This window comes from Janthinobacterium sp. 35, assembly GCF_002754575.1.
GTDB lineage: Bacteria > Pseudomonadota > Gammaproteobacteria > Burkholderiales > Burkholderiaceae_D > Janthinobacterium > Janthinobacterium tructae.
Window position 1 is genome coordinate 5,862,229 of the sequence record NZ_PEFN01000001.1, and the last position, 16,477, is coordinate 5,878,705.

Consider the following 16,477-nt stretch of genomic DNA (forward strand, 5'->3'; position numbering starts at 1 on the left):
GAGCCCCCATGCAAGCCTACCGCCACATCGATCCAGCCGTGCTGTTCCAGGCCACCGGCCACGACCTGGAGATGTTCCGCGCCCTGTCGCAGACCTACCTCGATACGGCGCCAGCCATGTTTGCACGCGTCGAACAGGCCGTGCGCAGCGGTGCCACGCAGGCCATCGTGCATGGCTGTCATACCTTGCGCGGCACCGTGGCGCTGCTGGGCGCCAGTGCCCTGGTGGCGCGCCTGGCGGCACTGGAGCAGCTGGTGCGCCACCAGGGCGTGGCCGCACCGGACTGGCTGGCGGAAACGGCAGTGCTGGTCGGCGCAGTGGAGCAGGAAGTACACCGCAGCATGCGCGAGTACACGGGCACGCAGGCATGAACCTGCGCCAGGCCGTCTTGCGCCTGGCGCACCGCTATCGCCCGCGCACCACGGCGGCCGTGGTGGGCCTGGTGCTGGTGTGCCTGCTGGCGCTGCGCATCGTCGTTTCCGGCGCACTGCTGTACCGCGAAGCCGTTGATGACTGGAAGCAGGATCTGTCCAACCTGTCGCTGCTGCTGGCGGAAAACACGGCGCAAAGCATGACGGCGGCCCGCCTGGTGCTCGACAGCGTCAGCAACGACATCCAGGCCACCGCCCCTGCGGACGCGCACGCGCTGGCCACCAGCGTCGGCACCCCGGCCATGCACCAGATGCTGCAGCACAAGATCGGCGGCGTGCCGCAAGTGGACGTGGTGTCCATCGTCGGCAGCGATGCCAGCGTGCTGGTCTTCAGCCGCGCCTATCCCGCGCCGCCCATCCGCCTCGGCGAGCGCGATTACTTCGAGTATCACCGGCGCCACCCGGACGGCGGCATGCATGTCAGCGCGCCCGTGCAAAACAAGGGCAATGGCGCCTGGACCTTCTATATCAGCCGGCGCATCAACAGCCCGGACGGCCGCTTCCTGGGCGTGGTGCTGGTGGGCCTGTCGTGCGACTTTTTCAGTAAATTCTTCCAGAACACCAGCATCGGCGAACATACGGCCTTTTCCCTGTACCGCAGCGACTACACGCTGCTGGCCCGCTGGCCGGCCGTGCCCGCCATGATGGGCCAGCGCAACCTGACGGGCAGCACCTACCGCCTGCTGGAACAGGGCAAGACGCATGGCGTGCTGCAGGTGGACTCGCCGCGCGCGGCCGAGCAGGGGCGCAGAGTCGACCGCCTGGCCGGCGTACGGCTGGTGCGCGACTATCCGCTGGCCATCAACGTGACCATCACCGACGAGGTCTACCTGGCAGGCTGGCGGCGCATGCTGCGCACCATGGGCGGCGCGGCCGTGGTCAGTCTGCTCGTGCTGGCCGGGGCCATCGCGCTGATCATGGCCCTGCTGCGGCGCCAGGAGCGCGACGCGGCCATGGCGCTGGCGCTGCAAGCGCGCGCGGAAGCGGCGAATGCCGCCAAGTCGCGCTTCCTGGCCATCATGAGCCACGAGATCCGCACGCCCATGGCCGGTATCGCCGGCATGGCTGAACTGCTGCAGGAAACCGAACTCGAGGCGTCACAGCAGCAATATGCGCAGCGTATCGGCGATGGCGTGCAGCACCTGATGCGCATCCTGAACGACATCCTCGACCTATCCAAGGTCGAGGCAGGCCAGATGAACATCGAACTGCGCGACTTCGACCCGCGCCTGCTGCTCGATGACGTGCTGGCGCTGCACCGTCCGCAAGCCGACCGGAAGAAGCTGCACCTTGTCAGCGAGATCGGCAACAGCGTGCCGCAACGGGTGTGCTCGGACCGCACGCGCATCGCGCAAATCCTCGGCAACCTGCTCAGCAATGCCATCAAGTTTACGCCCTCTGGCAGCGTGACCGTGCGCCTGCACCTGGAAGCGGCCACGCCGGACGGCGCCAGCGCCTGCCTCGTCGCCAGCGTCAACGACCAGGGCATCGGCATGAGCCAGCAGCAGCTGAGCCGCATCTTCGAGCCGTTTTGCCAGGCCGACGACAGCATCAGCGGCGCGTATGGCGGCACGGGACTGGGCCTGAGCATCTGCAAGCAGCTGCTGGCGCTGCTGGGCGGCGAGATTTTCTGCAACAGCGAACCGGGCGCCGGCTCGCGCTTCACCGTACGCATTCCCTGCCAGGTGGCCCAGGCGCCAGGCGCCGCCACGCCAGAACCGCGACCGGAAGCGGAACCGGCGCCCGCTCCAGTTCCCCTGCACGCGCCCGCATCCGGGCCGGGCGCGCGCATCCTGCTGGTCGAGGATACGGCGCTGAACCGCCAGCTGGTATGCCTGCAGCTGGCCTCCCGCGGCTACCATATCGACACGGCGGAGAACGGCGCTCTGGGCCTGCAGGCACTGGCCGGGCAGCAGTACGACCTGGTCCTGATGGACTGCATGATGCCCGTCATGGATGGCTACCAGGCTTGCCAGGCCCTGCGTGCCCGCGAAGCGGCCAGCGGTGCGCCGCGCCTGCCCGTCATCGCCCTGACGGCCGGCGTGACCGAGGATGACCGGCAGCGCTGCATGGCGGCCGGCATGGACGACTATCTGTCCAAGCCCTTTACGGCCGCCCAGCTGCGCGCAATGGTAGAGCGCTGGCTGACGCGCTAGTTCCCTGCCGGCGCTGAATACAACACTTCCGCATAAAAATCATTTTATTCGATAAAATCAATTGTATTCGCTATAATTGACAAATCAACGTGCCAGTGACGCCGGACATCCGCGCAGAATGGACAACCTGGCAGACCTTGCGGAGGCAGCATGCGGCAGTACAGATACTGGAAGGCCATGGCCTGGGAGCGCTGCGATACGCGCATCCTGCTGTCGCTCTTCATGGCGGTCCTGCTGGCGGGGCTGTGGAGCATCACCCTGCTGCAATTGCAGCGCGCGCACGACGCCGCCATCACCGATGCCGGGCGCGAGGCGCGCAGCATGGCGCGCGTCTTCGACGAACACGCGATCCGCACGATCGAGGCGGCGGACCAGGCGGTCACCTACCTGCGCGGCCGCTACCAGGCGCTGGGCAACCGCCTCGACATCGTGGCGGACCTGCAGCAAGGCCTCAATCCCGGCCCCCTGTACAACCTGTTTACCATCGTCGACGAACGGGGCGACACGGTACTGTCGAGCCACCCCTTCAAACCGACCAACCTGGCCGACCGCGAACACATCCGGGTACACATGCAGCGCGACAGCGGCGAACTGTACATCAGCAAGCCGGTGCTGGGGCGCGTGTCGAAAAAATGGTCGATCCAGATGACGCGCCGCATCAACCATGCCGATGGCCGCTTCAAGGGCGTGGTGGTGGTCTCGATGGATCCGTATTACTTTACCCGCCTGTACGACGAAGTCGACCTGGGCGACAACAGCTCCATCACGCTCGTCGGCAGCGATGGCGTGGTGCGCGCGCGCCGGGTCGGCGCCGTCAACAGCATCGGCCAGGATGTCGACGGCAGCAAGGTATTTTCCATGATGCAAGGTAACACGCGCGGCAGCTTCAGCGAGCGCAGTCCCGTCGACGGCACCCTGCGCATTTACGCCTTCGAAAAACTGGCCAACTACCCGCTCTACATGCTGGTCGGACTGGACCGCAATACGGTATTGGCCGACTACGTCTTGCGCCGCAACCAGGCCTTGCTGATGGCCGCCGTCACGAGCGTGCTGATCGTGCTGTCCTGGGCGGCGCTGGTGCTGCTGATCGGCCGCCTGGTCGACAGCCGCGCCAGGGCCATCGCCGCCAGCGAGGCCAAGTCGCGCTTCCTGTCGAACATGTCGCATGAATTGCGCACGCCCCTCAATGGCATCCTCGGTTTCTCCGAGCTGCTGCAAGAGCAGCTGCGCGAGCCGGAACAGGCCGCCTACGCGCAGACGATACAGGACAGCGGCCGCCAGTTGCTGGCCATGGTCGAGGCGGCGATGGAACTGAGCGCGCTTGAAAACGACCAGGTGCGGCTGGAGTCTGCCGCTGCGCCGCTGGACCAGCTGCTGGCGCTGGCGCTGGCGCCGCACCGGCAGCGCGCGGCGCACAAGGGCCTGTCGCTGGCCGCGCACATCGCGCCCGCAACGCCGCCCAGCATCGATTGCGACCGCGTGCGTCTGGTGCGCGTGCTCGACATCCTGCTCGATAATGCCATCCGCTACACGTCCGCAGGGCGGGTCGATGTCCACGTCATGCTGAGTGGCGCGGATCTGCAGATCGAGGTGCGCGATACGGGCATCGGCATCGCGCAGGCGCAGCAAGCCGACATCTTCGATAAATTCTCGCAGGCGGACGACTCGCCGAGCCGCGCCCATGGCGGCGCCGGCATGGGCCTGGCCATCGCGCGCCAGCTCGTCACCTTGATGGGCGGCAGCATCGGCGTGGCATCCGCGCCGGGCCACGGCGCGGCCTTCCGCCTGCGGCTGCCGCTGGGCGGCACGGCCCGCGCGACGGCGGCGGACGGCAAATTGACCACACTTTCGCATGCATAGTCATACGTAAAAGTTGTCCTGCGTGCCCATCGGGTATAGCATCGTTCCATGAGCTATCACACAAATGCGGCGGCGGTACGCAGACAATGGATCGAATGGCTTTTTTTACTCCTCGGCTTGCTCCTCATGGCGGCCGCCTTCACCTACGCGCATTTGGCCGAAGCCGCGCGGCACGACGCCGCCGAACGTGAACGCTTGAGCGTGCTGACGGCGCTGCTGGCAAAAAATATCGAAGTCGACCTGGCAGCGACCAACCTGGTGCTCGGCGGCGTGATCCGCGACTATCTTGGCGATGGTGCCGCGGCGGGCTCCGCGCAAGCCCTGCCCCGGCGCCTGGCCGCGCTGGTCGACGCCATGCCGGGCGTGCGCACCATGCTGGTCATCGATGCGAAGGGCAAGCCGATCGCCACCAACATCGCGGAACTGGCCGACCAGGATTTTTCGCGCCGCAGCTACTTCCAGACGGCGCGCGACGCCCCCGATGCGCGCATGCTGTACATCTCGGCGCCCTTCCATTCCTTCAAGGGTGACCTGGTCATCACGGCCGCGCGCATGGTGCAGGACCAGCAGGGCCGCTTTGCCGGCGTGGTGCTGGCCACCCTCGATCCCGAATACTTCACGGCCAAGTTCCGCACCGCCATGTATGCCCCCGACGTCTGGGCCGTGGTGCTGCATGGCGACGGGCGGCAATTCCTGAACTATCCGGTCAGGAGCGTCAATGGCGGCAATGTGGACCTGCCCGGCGGCTTCCTGCGGCGCTTTCGCGACAGCGGCTATCAGGCTGGCGTGCTGAGCGGCGTCGAGATTGCCGGCGCCGCCGCACCCCGCGTCATGGCCATGGCGACCATCGCGCCGCCCGCGCTGCACATGGACCGTGCCCTCATCATAGGCCTGAGCCGCGAAGAAGCGGCCATCGCCGCCCCGTTGCGGCGCCAGGCGCTGGCCTACGTCCTCTGCTTTGCCACGCTGGCGCTGGCCGGGGCCAGCCTGCTGTTCTGGAGCCAGCGGCGGCGGCGGCAGCAGGCCGCCTGGCAGGCGGAACAGGAAACGGAGCGCCAGGCCATGCAAGCCGTGTCCGACAGCGAAACGCGCTTTCGCACCTTGATCGAAGATGCGCCCGTGGCCATCGCCATCCTGCGCCACGGCCGCTTCATCTACTCGAATCCCCGCTACCGCAGGCTGCATGGCTACTCATTCGAAGACGATCTGAACGGTTTGCCCTGGTCCGCCATGATTTCCGCGCAATCGCAGGCGGCACTGGCCACCAACGAAGCGCTGATCGAGGCGGACTCGCCCAGCGAGCAGGTGTTCGAAGCCATCGGCCTGGACAAGCAGGGCCTTCCCGTGCCCGTCTTCAAGACCACCACGCGCGTGATGCTCAAGGATGGACCGGCCACCTTGATCTTTGCGCAGGATATTTCCGCGCAAAAGCAGGCCGAAGAGGCCATGCTGCTGGCGCGCGATGCAGCCGAGGGGGCCAACCGCAGCAAGGCGGAATTCCTCGCCAACATGAGCCATGAAATCCGCTCGCCGCTGAACGCCATCCTCGGCATGGCATGGCTGCTGGAACGGGGCAAGCTGGACAAGGAAGGACTCGAGATGGCGCGCAAGATCCGCGCCGCCGGCCAGTCCTTGCTGGGCATCATCAACGACGTGCTCGACGTATCGAAAATCGAGGCGGGCCACATGAGCATCGAACGGGCGCCGTTCCGCCTGGCCGAGGTGATCGAGAAGATCGCCGCCAGCATGGGCGTGGCCGCGCATGACAAGCCGATTGCCGTGCGGATCGGGCCGCTGCCCGATGGCGTGGACCAGGTGCTGGGCGACGCGCTGCGGCTGGAACAGGTGCTGGTCAACCTGACCAGCAATGCCATCAAATTCACGGCGCAGGGCACGGTCGAGCTGTTGAGCGCACTGGAAAGCCGCGACGGCAACGCCGCAGTGCTGCGTTTCAGCGTGCGCGACACGGGCATCGGCATCGCGCCCGAGGTGCAGGAAACGATCTTTTCCGCCTTCTCCCAGGCCGACACGTCCACCACGCGCCGCTTCGGCGGCACGGGCCTGGGCCTGACCATCTGCCGCCAGCTGGTCAGTCTGATGGGCGGCTCACTGCACCTGCAAAGCCGCCAGGGCCAGGGCAGCGAATTCAGCTTCACGGTGCCGCTGCAACTGCTGCCCGCCGGCACCCTGTCCTCGCCGGACATGCAAGCCCTGCATGCCTTGCTGGCCGATGCCAACGCCGACGCGCGCGCGGCCGTTGCCGCCGTGGCGCAGGGCCCGGGTACGCCGGAAGAACGCGTGCTGGCCGGCGTGCGCGTGCTGGTGGTCGATGACAGCGAAATCAACCGCGATGTGGTCAACCATATCCTGTGCGACCAGGGGGCAGTTCCATCGTTCGCCTGCGATGGCAGGCAGGCGCTGGACTGGTTGCTGGCCCACCCCGCCGATGTCGACATCGTGCTGATGGATGTGCAGATGCCTGTCATGGATGGCTTGCAGGCGACGCGCGCCTTGCGCCAGCTGCCGCAGTTTCAGGACTTGCCCGTGGTGGCGCTGACGGCCGGGGCGTTCCAGACACAGCGCACGGCGGCGCTGGAAGCGGGCGTGAACCATTTCATCAGCAAACCGTTCGACGTGCCGCAGACCATCGCCCTGATCGCGCGCGCGCATCGGCGCCATGCGCAAGGTCTGCCAGCCCTGCTGCCGGTCGTGACCGAAGCGGCGATGCGCTTGCCGCCGTGCGGCACAGAAGCCGTAATCGACCTGGCGCAAGGCATGGCGCAGTGGCTCGATGAAGCGCCCTACCGCCAGCATCTGTCGCGCTTTGGCAGCAATTATTGCAATACGGTGGGCGCCATGCGCGCGCTGCTGGCAGCCGATGCGCGCGACGATGCCGCCGCGCTGGCGCACAAGCTGGCCGGCGTGGCCGGCAGCCTGGCCCTGCCCGCCACCGTGCACGCGGCCCAGCAAGCCGAACAGCTGCTGCACGCCGGCGACGATGCATCGGCCGCGCTCGACGCCCTGGAACAGGCGCTGGCGCGCGCCATCGAGGCCGCCGCCGCATTCACGGCACAGACGCCGCCCGGCCAGCCGGCCATGCCAATGACAAAATGAGCAAGATGAAAATTCGGGGGACGCCATGATCTGCTGCAGGGATTTGCTGCTGAGGGCCTTGATGCTGGCCATGCTGCTATTCGTCGTGGGCGAATCGCTGTCCTACTGGACGCCGGAACTCAAAAAACTGCTGGCCTGGCGCCCTTTCTGACAACTTAGCCTTCGCGCCCATCCACCCTGGCGCGCCACAGATAGGGCGCATACACGCACGCATACAAGCCAAAGGCCAGCGACCAGCAGGCGCCGGCAGCGAGCAGCAGCGGCATGGCCAGCGCTGCGGGACCGACGGCAGCCAGCAGGCGCGCCAGCGCGCCCAGCTGGATCAGCCAGTACATCGCCGCTTCCGCCCGGCCGCCCTTCAAAGGACGGCCCGTGTGGCCCAGGGTGGTGCGCGTCATCATGCCGATGATCAATCCCGCCATCGAGCCCACCGTCAGCGCGTGAAACGCGGCGCTGGCCGGCAGCAGCCCCAGGCTGGCAGCCGCCAGCAGCGCAAAACCGACGCCTATCCACGCATACGACAAATGCAAAATCCACAGCAAGGGCACGCGCAAGGTGCGCTGCGGCTGCCAGGCCAGCAGATTGGCCAGCGACACGCCGCTAGCCACGAGGGCCAGCGGCGCCGTCAGCCAGGCTGGCGCGCCGGCCAGCCACGCGATGGCCGCCGCCGCCATGCAGGCCACGGCGACCAGCGCCCGCTTCGGACTGGCCACCGGCGTACTGCCCGGTGCGCCATTGCGCGTAAACATGGGAATGACGCGCGCGCCGATCACCGATTCGATCAGCACGATGATGAAGATGGCCGCCTGCACGGGCACGAACAGGGATAGCGTCAACCAGCCCAGCACGGCCGCGTGGAACAGGCCATTGGCCAGCGCCAGCAAGGCCAGCAGAGCGACCAGGAACAGGTTGCGCGTATTGCCCGAGCGGCGCAGCACCTGGTACAGGGGCCAGGCGGCCAGCGGCAGGAACAGCCACTCGACCAGCGCCGGCACCAGCCCGGGACCGCACAGCATGGCGATGCGCCCCGCCAGCCACAGCGCCGCCAGCGCCATCAGCGGGGTACCGTGCGGCGTGGGCAAGCCCGTCCAGTTGCGCCCCGCCGTATACAAAAACCCCACGACGACGGCCAGCGCGAAGCCGAACACCATTTCATGCATATGCCAGCCCAGCCCCACCTGCAGGCCGCCCGTCAGCAAGCCGGCATAACTGGCCAGCCACAGGGGAATGCTGATGGCCGCAAACACGGCCGCCAGCAGATAAAACGGGCGGAAACCCAGCTGCCAGACGGCATGGCGGGCATGCCAGGGAGCGGCGCCGGCTGTCGTGGAAGGTGGAGAAGGTTCGCTGATCGGGGTAATGGCCATGATGGGCTCGCTTTTAAAGATATATTCAATATACTACTTTAAAAGCGCAAGAACAGCCATCGGCAAAAAGGACTAGAGAGAGATAATAGCCATGAGGTCTGACCCGGCGGGTCAGACCCCAACTACCGGGTTACTTGCCCTGGCGGTGCTCGACCGCATACACGGCCGCTTGCACGCGGCTGGTGAGGTTGAGTTTTTTCAGCACGTTCTGCACGTGGATCTTGACCGTGCTTTCGGCCAGGTCGAGGGTGCGCGCGATGCCCTTGTTGCTCTCGCCGCGAGACAGGCAGTCGATGATTTCCTTTTCGCGCGGCGTGAGCTTGTCGAGTTCCGACACGGGCTCCTCGCGCCGCGTGCCCGCCTGCAGCTGCGCCACCAGCTTGCCCGTCATGGCTTCGGCGATGACGACTTCGCCGGCGGCCGCGCGGCGGATGGCGCGCACCAGGTAGTCGGCGTCGATATTCTTGATCAGATAGCCGCAGGCGCCCGCGCGCAGGGCCGTCGCCAGGTCTTCCGCGTCCTCGGAGACGGTGAGCATGACGATGGCCGTGTCGGGACAGTCGTGCTGCATCAGCTGCAGCGCTTCCACGCCCGACATGCCGGCCATGTTCAGGTCCAGCAGTACCACGTCGGGCTGCAGCTGGATGGCGCGCTTGATGCCTTCGACGCCATCGGCCGCCTCGCCCACCACGGAAAAATCGGCATGCCGCTGCAGCAGCGAGCGTATGCCGCTGCGGAACAGCGCGTGGTCGTCCACCAGCATGACGGTGATCGGTTTATCGGGAGTCTCCATTTTTTTTGTACTTTCAGATAGTGGCTTAGGCGGCGCGGCGCTGTTCGCGCGACAGGTGCAGTTCGACGGTCGTGCCGCCACCGGGACAGGCGTGCACGTCGAACGTCGCCTCGATGCGCTGCGCGCGCTCGCGCATGATATGGATGCCGACATGGCTGTCGCCCTTTTCCAGCACGGCGGCAGCATCGAAGCCGACGCCATTATCGCTGATCGTCAGGGTAAAGTCCTGATGATCGGCGAGACGCACCTCGACGTGGCTGGCCTGGGCGTGCTTGCGGATGTTCGACAGCGCTTCCTGCACGATGAATAGTAACTGCAATTGCTGCTCGCGGGGGAATGGCGCGCCGTCGACATCGGCCAGTAGCTCGGCCTCGATGCCCGTCTGACGGCGGAATTTCTCGATTGCCGCGCGCAGGGAGCCGATCAGGTCGTCCTCCATCAGGCGGCTGCGGAAGTTGGCCAGCAATTCGCGCACGTCCTCGTAGCTTTCCTTCACGCCCGCGTGCAGGGCCGGCACGATGCCCGCCACCTCGTCGAAACGGGCATTGCGCACGGAGTCGTCCAGCATCTGCACCTGCAGGTTGAGGAAATTGAGGCTTTGCGCGATGCTGTCGTGCAGGCCCTGCGCCACCAGGTTGCGCTCCTCGGAAATGGCCATCTCGCGCTCGCGCGCGGCCAGGCGCAGGTTTTCCAGCGCGATGCCCAGCAGCTGGCCCAGGGTTTCCAGCAGCGCCAGCTCGCGCGCGGAAAACACGCGCGCATGACGGAAATGCAGGTTGAAAAAGCCCAGGTGCTGTTCGTGCGCATGGATGTGGAAGACGGAGACGGTGGCAAAGCCCTCGCGGTGGCAGCGCAGCTCATGCGCCTTGTCGATGCGGCGCATGTCGTGCACCTTCGCCACCTTCATCTCGACGGCCGTGCCGCACAGGCAGTCGCCCACTTTCAGGCAGTGTTCCGACGCCACCAGTTCCTCGGACAGACCCGTATGTACCACCATGTGCAGGTTGCCCCGTTCGGCATCGAGCACGCGCACGGTGGAGCCGTCCGCCTCGAAATAATCGACGATGCGCTGCATGAAGCCGCCGCAGATGTCTTCCAGGGGCTGCGGGCGCTGCAGGAATGCGGCGCTTTCGTACAGCAGCGCCAGTTCGCGGTTGCGGTACTCGAGGGTGGCCGTCTTGCTGCGTACGCCCTCTTCCAGGTTGCCGTACAGCGCCTGCAGGCGGTCGGCCATCTGGTTGAAGCCACTGGCCAGCTGGCCGAATTCATCATTGCTTTCGACGGCCAGGCGCACGCTGAAATCGCGCTCCTTCATGCGCTGCATGCCCAGGCGCAGCCGCGTGACGGGCTCGATGATGAGCATGAACATCAGGTAAATCATGCTGACCGTGCCGATGACGGCCATGCCGACCAGGATCAGCTGCGAAGCACGCAGCCAGAAGGTGCGCTGCTCACTATCGTGCTCGATCAGGCGCACCAATTGATCGACCTGGCCCACGAAGGTATCGGCGTCATGCTCGAACTGGCGCGCCTGCGCCGTGGAATCGGCGGCCAGCGCCGACGGGCGCAAGGCGCCGCGCCAGGCGGCGCCGATGCGTTCGAATTCGGATTTGATGGCCGTGCTGGGCGGCAGGAACAGGGGCCGCTGCGGGTCGCCATGGCCGATCTTGGCCAGGGTCTCGTCGATCAGCAGCACTTGCTGGCGCGCCTGCTCGCCGGCGTCGCTGGCCAGCAGCAGGGTCAGGCGGTAGGTCTGCATGCGCAGCCGGCCCGTTTCATTGATGGCGGCCGAACTGCCTTCGAGCTGCCACGACAGGAACAGGGTGCAGCCGATGGCGCTCAGGGCCAGTACCAGCATGAGCAGCAGCGCGCCGACGATCTTGGTCGACAGCTTCTGCCAGGAGGAAAACATCGCCTTGAATTTCATACCGCCCTTGAATGTAAATGCAAACTGCCTCAGCCGCCCGTCTGCGCCATGAACCTGATGATTTTATCGGGCTGCGTATTGAAATCGTGCTGCTGCGGCTTGAGTTCGATGGCGGCGCGGATCGCCGCTTCCAGCTCTTCATCGGTGGCCCCGCCGCGCAGCATGGGGCCAAGGGCGAATTTCTCTTCCTGCCCCAGGCACAGGTACAGGGTACCATCGACGGACAGGCGCACGCGGTTGCAGGTGGCGCAAAAATGCTGCGACATCGGCGTGATGAAGCCGATGCTCGAACGGCCATCGGCTGTCGCCATATAGCGTGCCGGCCCGCCACCGAGTTCTTGCGCCTGCGGCACCAGGCCAAAGCGGGCCGCCAGGCGCTCGCGCACGGGGCCCAGCGGCATGTAGCTGGCATTGCGGCCCGTACTACCCATCGGCATGGCTTCGATCAGGCGCAGGATGAACTGCTGCTCGATGCAAAACGCCGCCATGGCCTCGATCTGGCCATCATTGACGCCGCGCATGGCCACCATATTGATCTTGATCGGGTCGAAACCGGCCGCCTTGCCCGCCATCAGGCCATCCAAAATAGGCTGCAGGCTGTCGCGTCCCGTGATCTGCTGCATGCAGGCGCGGTCCAGCGAGTCCAGGCTGACGTTGATGCGGTCCACGCCCGCCGCGCGCAAGGCCACGGCGTGCTTGCCCAACTGGGTGGCGTTGGTCGACAGCGACAAATCGTCCAAACCGGGCAACGCGGTCAGCCGCTGCGCCAGTTCGGGCAGGTTGCGCCGCAACAGCGGCTCGCCGCCCGTCAGGCGCACGCGGCGCGTGCCGAGGCGAACGAAGATGCCCATCAGGCGTTCGATCTCGTCGAACGTCAGCCAGGCCTTCGGCTCCTCGAAACCGCGAAAGCCCTTGGGCATGCAATAACTGCAGCGCAAATCGCAGCGGTCGGTGACGGACAGCCGCACATAATCGATCGAACGGCCAAAACGGTCCTGCAACTTGACGCTACTCATGACGCTACTCCTGATTCTTCCGTGATTGTAAAGGCTGGGGCACGATCTGGCTGTGCCCCAGAAGGCCTAGCGGCCTACGCCTTCTTACCTATTGCACCAGCGGGCTGCCTGTGTCTTCGACGCTGGCACCTTCCAGTTCAATGCCGGCGATGTCGGCGCGCCCCACCAGCAAGTGCAGATACTGGTGCACGGCGCGCTGCCACGCGGCGCGCGCCAGCCGGTCGGCGATCTGCGCCTGCACCGCCTCGTAGGCGATAGCCTGGCCTTCGACCCGGCGCAGCACTTGTACGATGTGGTAGCCGAAGCGCGTTTCCAGCAAGTGGCCGGCCAGCGCGCCCGCTTCCAGGCGGAACAGCAGCGCGTCAAATTCCGGCACGCTCTGGCCCGGCGACAGCTGGCCCAGGTTGCCGCCCAGGGCGCCCGACGGGCAGTTCGAATACTGCGCCGCCAGTTCGCCGAAGCGTTCCGGCGCCAGCTTCAAGGCGTCGAGCACGGCTTGCGCCGTCGTGCGCAGCAGCTCCAAAGGCGCCTCGGGCGTCACCTGGAACAGGATGTGGCGCGCCTCGACCAGCGCGCCGCTGCGAAACAGCTGCGGGCGCTGCGCATAAAAGGTACGGCAAGCCGCATCGTCGGCGGGCGGCACGCGCACTTCCTGCTCGAACAGCGCTTCGACCAGGGCATCGTCGCTCTCTGCTTGCAAGCCCAGGCGCTGAGCCTCGTCCAGCAGCAGACGGCGCAGCACCAGTTCATGCACGGCCTGCTTCAGCGGATTGCCCGCCTGCTGGTGGTGCGGCAGTTCCTGCGCGATGTCGGCATCGTAGATATCGATGCCGTTGACGGAAATTCCCATGATGATTCTCCTTTCAATGACCGCCTTAGCGGCGGCGCACCAGTTGCCAGGTGCGGCCCAAATAGGCAACTGCGCCAAAGCCGCTCCACACGTGCACCAGGCGGGTGAACGGGAAGATGACGAACAGCGACATGCCCATGAACAGATGCAGCTTGAACACCAGCGGCGCATCGACGATGAAGCTGGCGGCGTCGCCGCGGAAGGTGACGATGTGCTGCGCCCAATTCATCAGCAAGACCATCATGTGGCCATCCATGTGCGAAGCCGAGACAAAGATCGACGACAGGCCCAGCAACAAGGTCAGCAAAATCCACAGCATTACCAGCTTGTCGCCGGCCGTGGTGACGGCGCGCAGCCGGTCGTTGGAAAAGCGGCGCACCAGCAGGATCAGCAGGCCGGCAAGGCACAGGCCGCCCATGATGCCGCCAGCGGCCATGGCCACGCCCTGTTTCAGGCTATGCGTCACGCCCAGCGTATCCCACACCCAGACGGGCGTGAGCAAGCCGGCCGCATGGCCGAACAGCAGGCCGATGATGCCGATGTGGAACAGGATATTGCCCAGGCGCAGGCTGCCACGGTGCAGCAGCTGGCTGGAATCAGACTTCCACGTGTATTGCTCGCGGTCGAAACGGATCAGGCTGCCGAGGAAAAAGATCGCCAGCGCGATGTATGGATAAATGCCATACACAAATTGATGCAAGTAATTACTCATGATGTACTCTCCTCATGCGGGCGCAAGCGGCCAATTAAACGGCGCGCCGCGGCTGCGGGTGAAAATGCACGGGATGGACGCCGCCCGGGGCTTGACGCAGCAAGGGCTCGACGCCATCCGCACCGGGACCGAAGGTTTCCAGCGCTTCATCCATGTCGCGGATGGGCGGCTCGGCCAGCATTTCGGCCGCCACGGGGCTCAGGCGTTCGAGCACCGTGAAGACGGGCGCATACGGACTGCCATTGGCCGTCAGCTTGCGGCCGATATGCGCCAGTACGTGGACGGCGTCGCCCAGCAGCGGCGCCGATGCCGCCTCGTCGAGCTGCGCCAAAAATTCCAGGAACAGCGGCACGAAGTCGGGCAAATCGTCGCCCGTCATCTGCAAGCCATGGCGCTTGTATTCCTCCATCAGGTCAACCATGGCCTGGCCCCGGTCGCGCGATTCGCCGTGGATATGCTCGAACAGGTGCAGCGAGTGCGACGGATTGCGGTCGAACGTGGCCACGTACTGCTGCTGCAGGTCGATCAGGCTGCTGCTTTCCAGGTGCGCCAGCAAGGGTAGCAACAGCGCGTGCTGCTCCGGCATGGCCGCCAGCGCCGCATCGAGCTCGGGCAGATGCGCGATCAGCTCGGGCTCGGGATACAGCAGCAGGCGCGAGAGGATTTGATACTGATTCATAGCGTGTGTCATCTCAGCTCCTTAAGCGCCTGGCGCCGTTTTGCGCGACTTCGGCATCTGCATGAAGATGGCCGAACCGTGTTTTTTCTTGCCGAACAAGGTCGGTTCGCTGGTGCCGTCCGAGCAGCCATTGCCGAAGCTGAAGCCGCACGAACCCTTCTCGTTGAAGCTGTCCTCGGCCATTTCCTTGTGGCTGCTGGGGATGACGAAGCGGTCTTCGTAATTGGCGATTGCCATGATGTGGTACATGTCCTCCACCTGCGCCTTGGTCAATCCCACTTGCTTCAATACGGTCAGGTTCTCCACCTTCTCGACCGTTTTGCTGCGCATGTAGGCACGCATGGCCAGCATGCGGTCCAGCGCCGTGACGATGGGCGGCTGGTCGCCGGCCGTCAGCAAATTGGCCAGGTACTGCACGGGAATGCGCAGGCTTTGCGTGTCCGGCAGCATGCCGTTCACGCCCAGCTTGCCCGATTCGGCCGCCGCCTGGATCGGCGACAGCGGTGGCACGTACCACACCATCGGTAAGGTGCGGTATTCGGGATGCAGCGGGAACGCCACTTTCCACTCGACGGCCATCTTGTAGACGGGCGACTTGACGGCCGCTTCCAGCCAAAGATCAGGAATGCCCTGGCGGCGCGCCTCGGCGATGACGGCCGGGTCGTGCGGATCGAGGAACAGATCGAGCTGCGCCTGGTACAGGTCCTGCTCTTGCGGCACGGAGGCCGCTGCCTCGATCTTGTCCGCGTCATACAGCAGCACGCCCAGGTAGCGGATGCGGCCCACGCACGTTTCCGAGCACACGGTAGGCTGGCCAGCCTCGATGCGGGGGAAGCAGAAGGTGCACTTCTCGGCCTTGCCGGACGACCAATTGTAGTAAATCTTCTTGTACGGGCAACCGGAGATGCACATGCGCCAGCCGCGGCACTTGTCCTGGTCGATCAGCACGATGCCGTCGTCTTCGCGCTTGTACACGGAGCCCGATGGGCACGACGCCACGCACGTCGGATTGAGGCAATGCTCGCACAGGCGCGGCAGATACATCATGAAGGTGTTTTCGAACGTGCCGTACATCTCCTTCTGCATGTTGTCGAACAGTTTATCTTTGCTGCGCTGGGCAAACTCGCCGCCCAGGTCATCTTCCCAGTTCGGACCCCACTCGATTTTCTCCATCTTCTTCCCCGTCAGCACGGAGATCGGACGGGCCGTCGGCGGCGTCTGCGACAGGGGCGCGCTTTGCAGGTGCTCGTAGTCGTAGGTGAACGGCTCGTAGTACTCGTCAATCGCGGGCAGGTTCGGGTTGGCGAAGATATTGGCCAGGATTTTCAAACGGCTGCCCTGGCGCGGCTCGATCTTGCCAGCGTCCGTGCGGCGCCAGCCGCCATTCCACTTGTCCTGGTTTTCCCACTGCTTCGGATAGCCGATGCCCGGTTTGGTTTCCACGTTGTTGAACCATGCGTACTCGACGCCATCGCGACTGGTCCACACGTTCTTGCAGGTGACGGAACAGGTGTGGCAGCCGATGCACTTGTCCAGGTTCAGCACCATGCCGATTTGCGCTCTGATTTTCAT

Annotated in this window: 12 protein-coding genes; 4 read left to right on the forward strand and 8 right to left on the reverse strand. The window is 65.4% G+C overall.

Translation table 11 applies throughout. The features are described from left to right. Positions 1–8: 8 nt before the first annotated feature. The 4 genes from CLU93_RS26065 (at position 9) to CLU93_RS26080 (ending at position 7,561) form a co-directional block, all read left to right on the forward strand. Positions 9–371, forward strand: coding sequence for an Hpt domain-containing protein (locus tag CLU93_RS26065; RefSeq protein ID WP_099763982.1), 363 nt, complete (start codon positions 9–11; stop codon positions 369–371). Next, positions 368–2,587 carry a hybrid sensor histidine kinase/response regulator gene (locus CLU93_RS26070; protein ID WP_099763983.1) on the forward strand — a complete coding sequence of 740 codons (2,220 nt, stop codon included), beginning with the start codon at positions 368–370 and terminating at the stop codon, positions 2,585–2,587. The genes CLU93_RS26065 and CLU93_RS26070 overlap by 4 nt, the downstream gene beginning before the upstream one ends. A gap of 150 nt (positions 2,588–2,737) precedes the next feature. After that, positions 2,738–4,447 (forward strand): sensor histidine kinase, encoded by a 1,710-nt coding sequence (locus CLU93_RS26075; RefSeq protein WP_257225101.1) that lies wholly within the window; start codon positions 2,738–2,740, stop codon positions 4,445–4,447. 48 nt (positions 4,448–4,495) lie between these two features. Further along, positions 4,496–7,561, forward strand: a complete 3,066-nt coding sequence (locus CLU93_RS26080; protein ID WP_099763985.1) for an ATP-binding protein — start codon at positions 4,496–4,498, stop codon at positions 7,559–7,561. Positions 7,562–7,716: 155 nt separating this feature from the next. On the opposite strand, the gene CLU93_RS26085 is transcribed toward CLU93_RS26080, so the two are convergent. The 8 genes from CLU93_RS26085 to narH all read right to left on the reverse strand — a co-directional run bounded on the left by CLU93_RS26085 (position 7,717) and on the right by narH (position 16,477). Continuing rightward, positions 7,717–8,928: an NnrS family protein gene (locus tag CLU93_RS26085; protein WP_099763986.1), complete on the reverse strand. Its 1,212-nt coding sequence runs from the start codon at positions 8,926–8,928 to the stop codon at positions 7,717–7,719. 130 nt (positions 8,929–9,058) lie between these two features. Beyond that, complete coding sequence (locus CLU93_RS26090; RefSeq protein WP_099763987.1) at positions 9,059–9,721, reverse strand: response regulator; 663 nt, start codon at positions 9,719–9,721, stop codon at positions 9,059–9,061. 25 nt (positions 9,722–9,746) lie between these two features. Next, positions 9,747–11,633 (reverse strand): type IV pili methyl-accepting chemotaxis transducer N-terminal domain-containing protein, encoded by a 1,887-nt coding sequence (locus CLU93_RS26095; protein WP_306595262.1) that lies wholly within the window; start codon positions 11,631–11,633, stop codon positions 9,747–9,749. A gap of 44 nt (positions 11,634–11,677) precedes the next feature. After that, positions 11,678–12,664 carry a GTP 3',8-cyclase MoaA gene (gene moaA / locus CLU93_RS26100; RefSeq protein ID WP_099763989.1) on the reverse strand — a complete coding sequence of 329 codons (987 nt, stop codon included), beginning with the start codon at positions 12,662–12,664 and terminating at the stop codon, positions 11,678–11,680. An 88-nt stretch (positions 12,665–12,752) separates the two neighbouring features. Further along, positions 12,753–13,514: a peptidylprolyl isomerase gene (locus CLU93_RS26105; protein ID WP_099763990.1), complete on the reverse strand. Its 762-nt coding sequence runs from the start codon at positions 13,512–13,514 to the stop codon at positions 12,753–12,755. Positions 13,515–13,539: 25 nt separating this feature from the next. Next, positions 13,540–14,226 carry a respiratory nitrate reductase subunit gamma gene (narI, locus tag CLU93_RS26110; RefSeq protein ID WP_099763991.1) on the reverse strand — a complete coding sequence of 229 codons (687 nt, stop codon included), beginning with the start codon at positions 14,224–14,226 and terminating at the stop codon, positions 13,540–13,542. A gap of 34 nt (positions 14,227–14,260) precedes the next feature. Next, positions 14,261–14,905, reverse strand: a complete 645-nt coding sequence (narJ, locus tag CLU93_RS26115; RefSeq protein ID WP_099763992.1) for a nitrate reductase molybdenum cofactor assembly chaperone — start codon at positions 14,903–14,905, stop codon at positions 14,261–14,263. A gap of 21 nt (positions 14,906–14,926) precedes the next feature. After that, positions 14,927–16,477, reverse strand: a complete 1,551-nt coding sequence (gene narH, locus CLU93_RS26120) for a nitrate reductase subunit beta (protein WP_099763993.1) — start codon at positions 16,475–16,477, stop codon at positions 14,927–14,929.

Coding starts and splice junctions, on each gene's coding strand:
- CLU93_RS26080 (WP_099763985.1), top strand. CDS start 4,496: ATGAGCTATCACACAAATGCGGCGGCGGTACGCAGACAATGGATCGAA.
- narH (WP_099763993.1), bottom strand. CDS start 16,477: ATGAAAATCAGAGCGCAAATCGGCATGGTGCTGAACCTGGACAAGTGC.
- CLU93_RS26070 (WP_099763983.1), top strand. CDS start 368: ATGAACCTGCGCCAGGCCGTCTTGCGCCTGGCGCACCGCTATCGCCCG.
- narJ (WP_099763992.1), bottom strand. CDS start 14,905: ATGAATCAGTATCAAATCCTCTCGCGCCTGCTGCTGTATCCCGAGCCC.
- CLU93_RS26090 (WP_099763987.1), bottom strand. CDS start 9,721: ATGGAGACTCCCGATAAACCGATCACCGTCATGCTGGTGGACGACCAC.
- CLU93_RS26095 (WP_306595262.1), bottom strand. CDS start 11,633: ATGTTTTCCTCCTGGCAGAAGCTGTCGACCAAGATCGTCGGCGCGCTG.
- narI (WP_099763991.1), bottom strand. CDS start 14,226: ATGAGTAATTACTTGCATCAATTTGTGTATGGCATTTATCCATACATC.
- CLU93_RS26085 (WP_099763986.1), bottom strand. CDS start 8,928: ATGGCCATTACCCCGATCAGCGAACCTTCTCCACCTTCCACGACAGCC.
- moaA (WP_099763989.1), bottom strand. CDS start 12,664: ATGAGTAGCGTCAAGTTGCAGGACCGTTTTGGCCGTTCGATCGATTAT.
- CLU93_RS26105 (WP_099763990.1), bottom strand. CDS start 13,514: ATGGGAATTTCCGTCAACGGCATCGATATCTACGATGCCGACATCGCG.
- CLU93_RS26075 (WP_257225101.1), top strand. CDS start 2,738: ATGCGGCAGTACAGATACTGGAAGGCCATGGCCTGGGAGCGCTGCGAT.
- CLU93_RS26065 (WP_099763982.1), top strand. CDS start 9: ATGCAAGCCTACCGCCACATCGATCCAGCCGTGCTGTTCCAGGCCACC.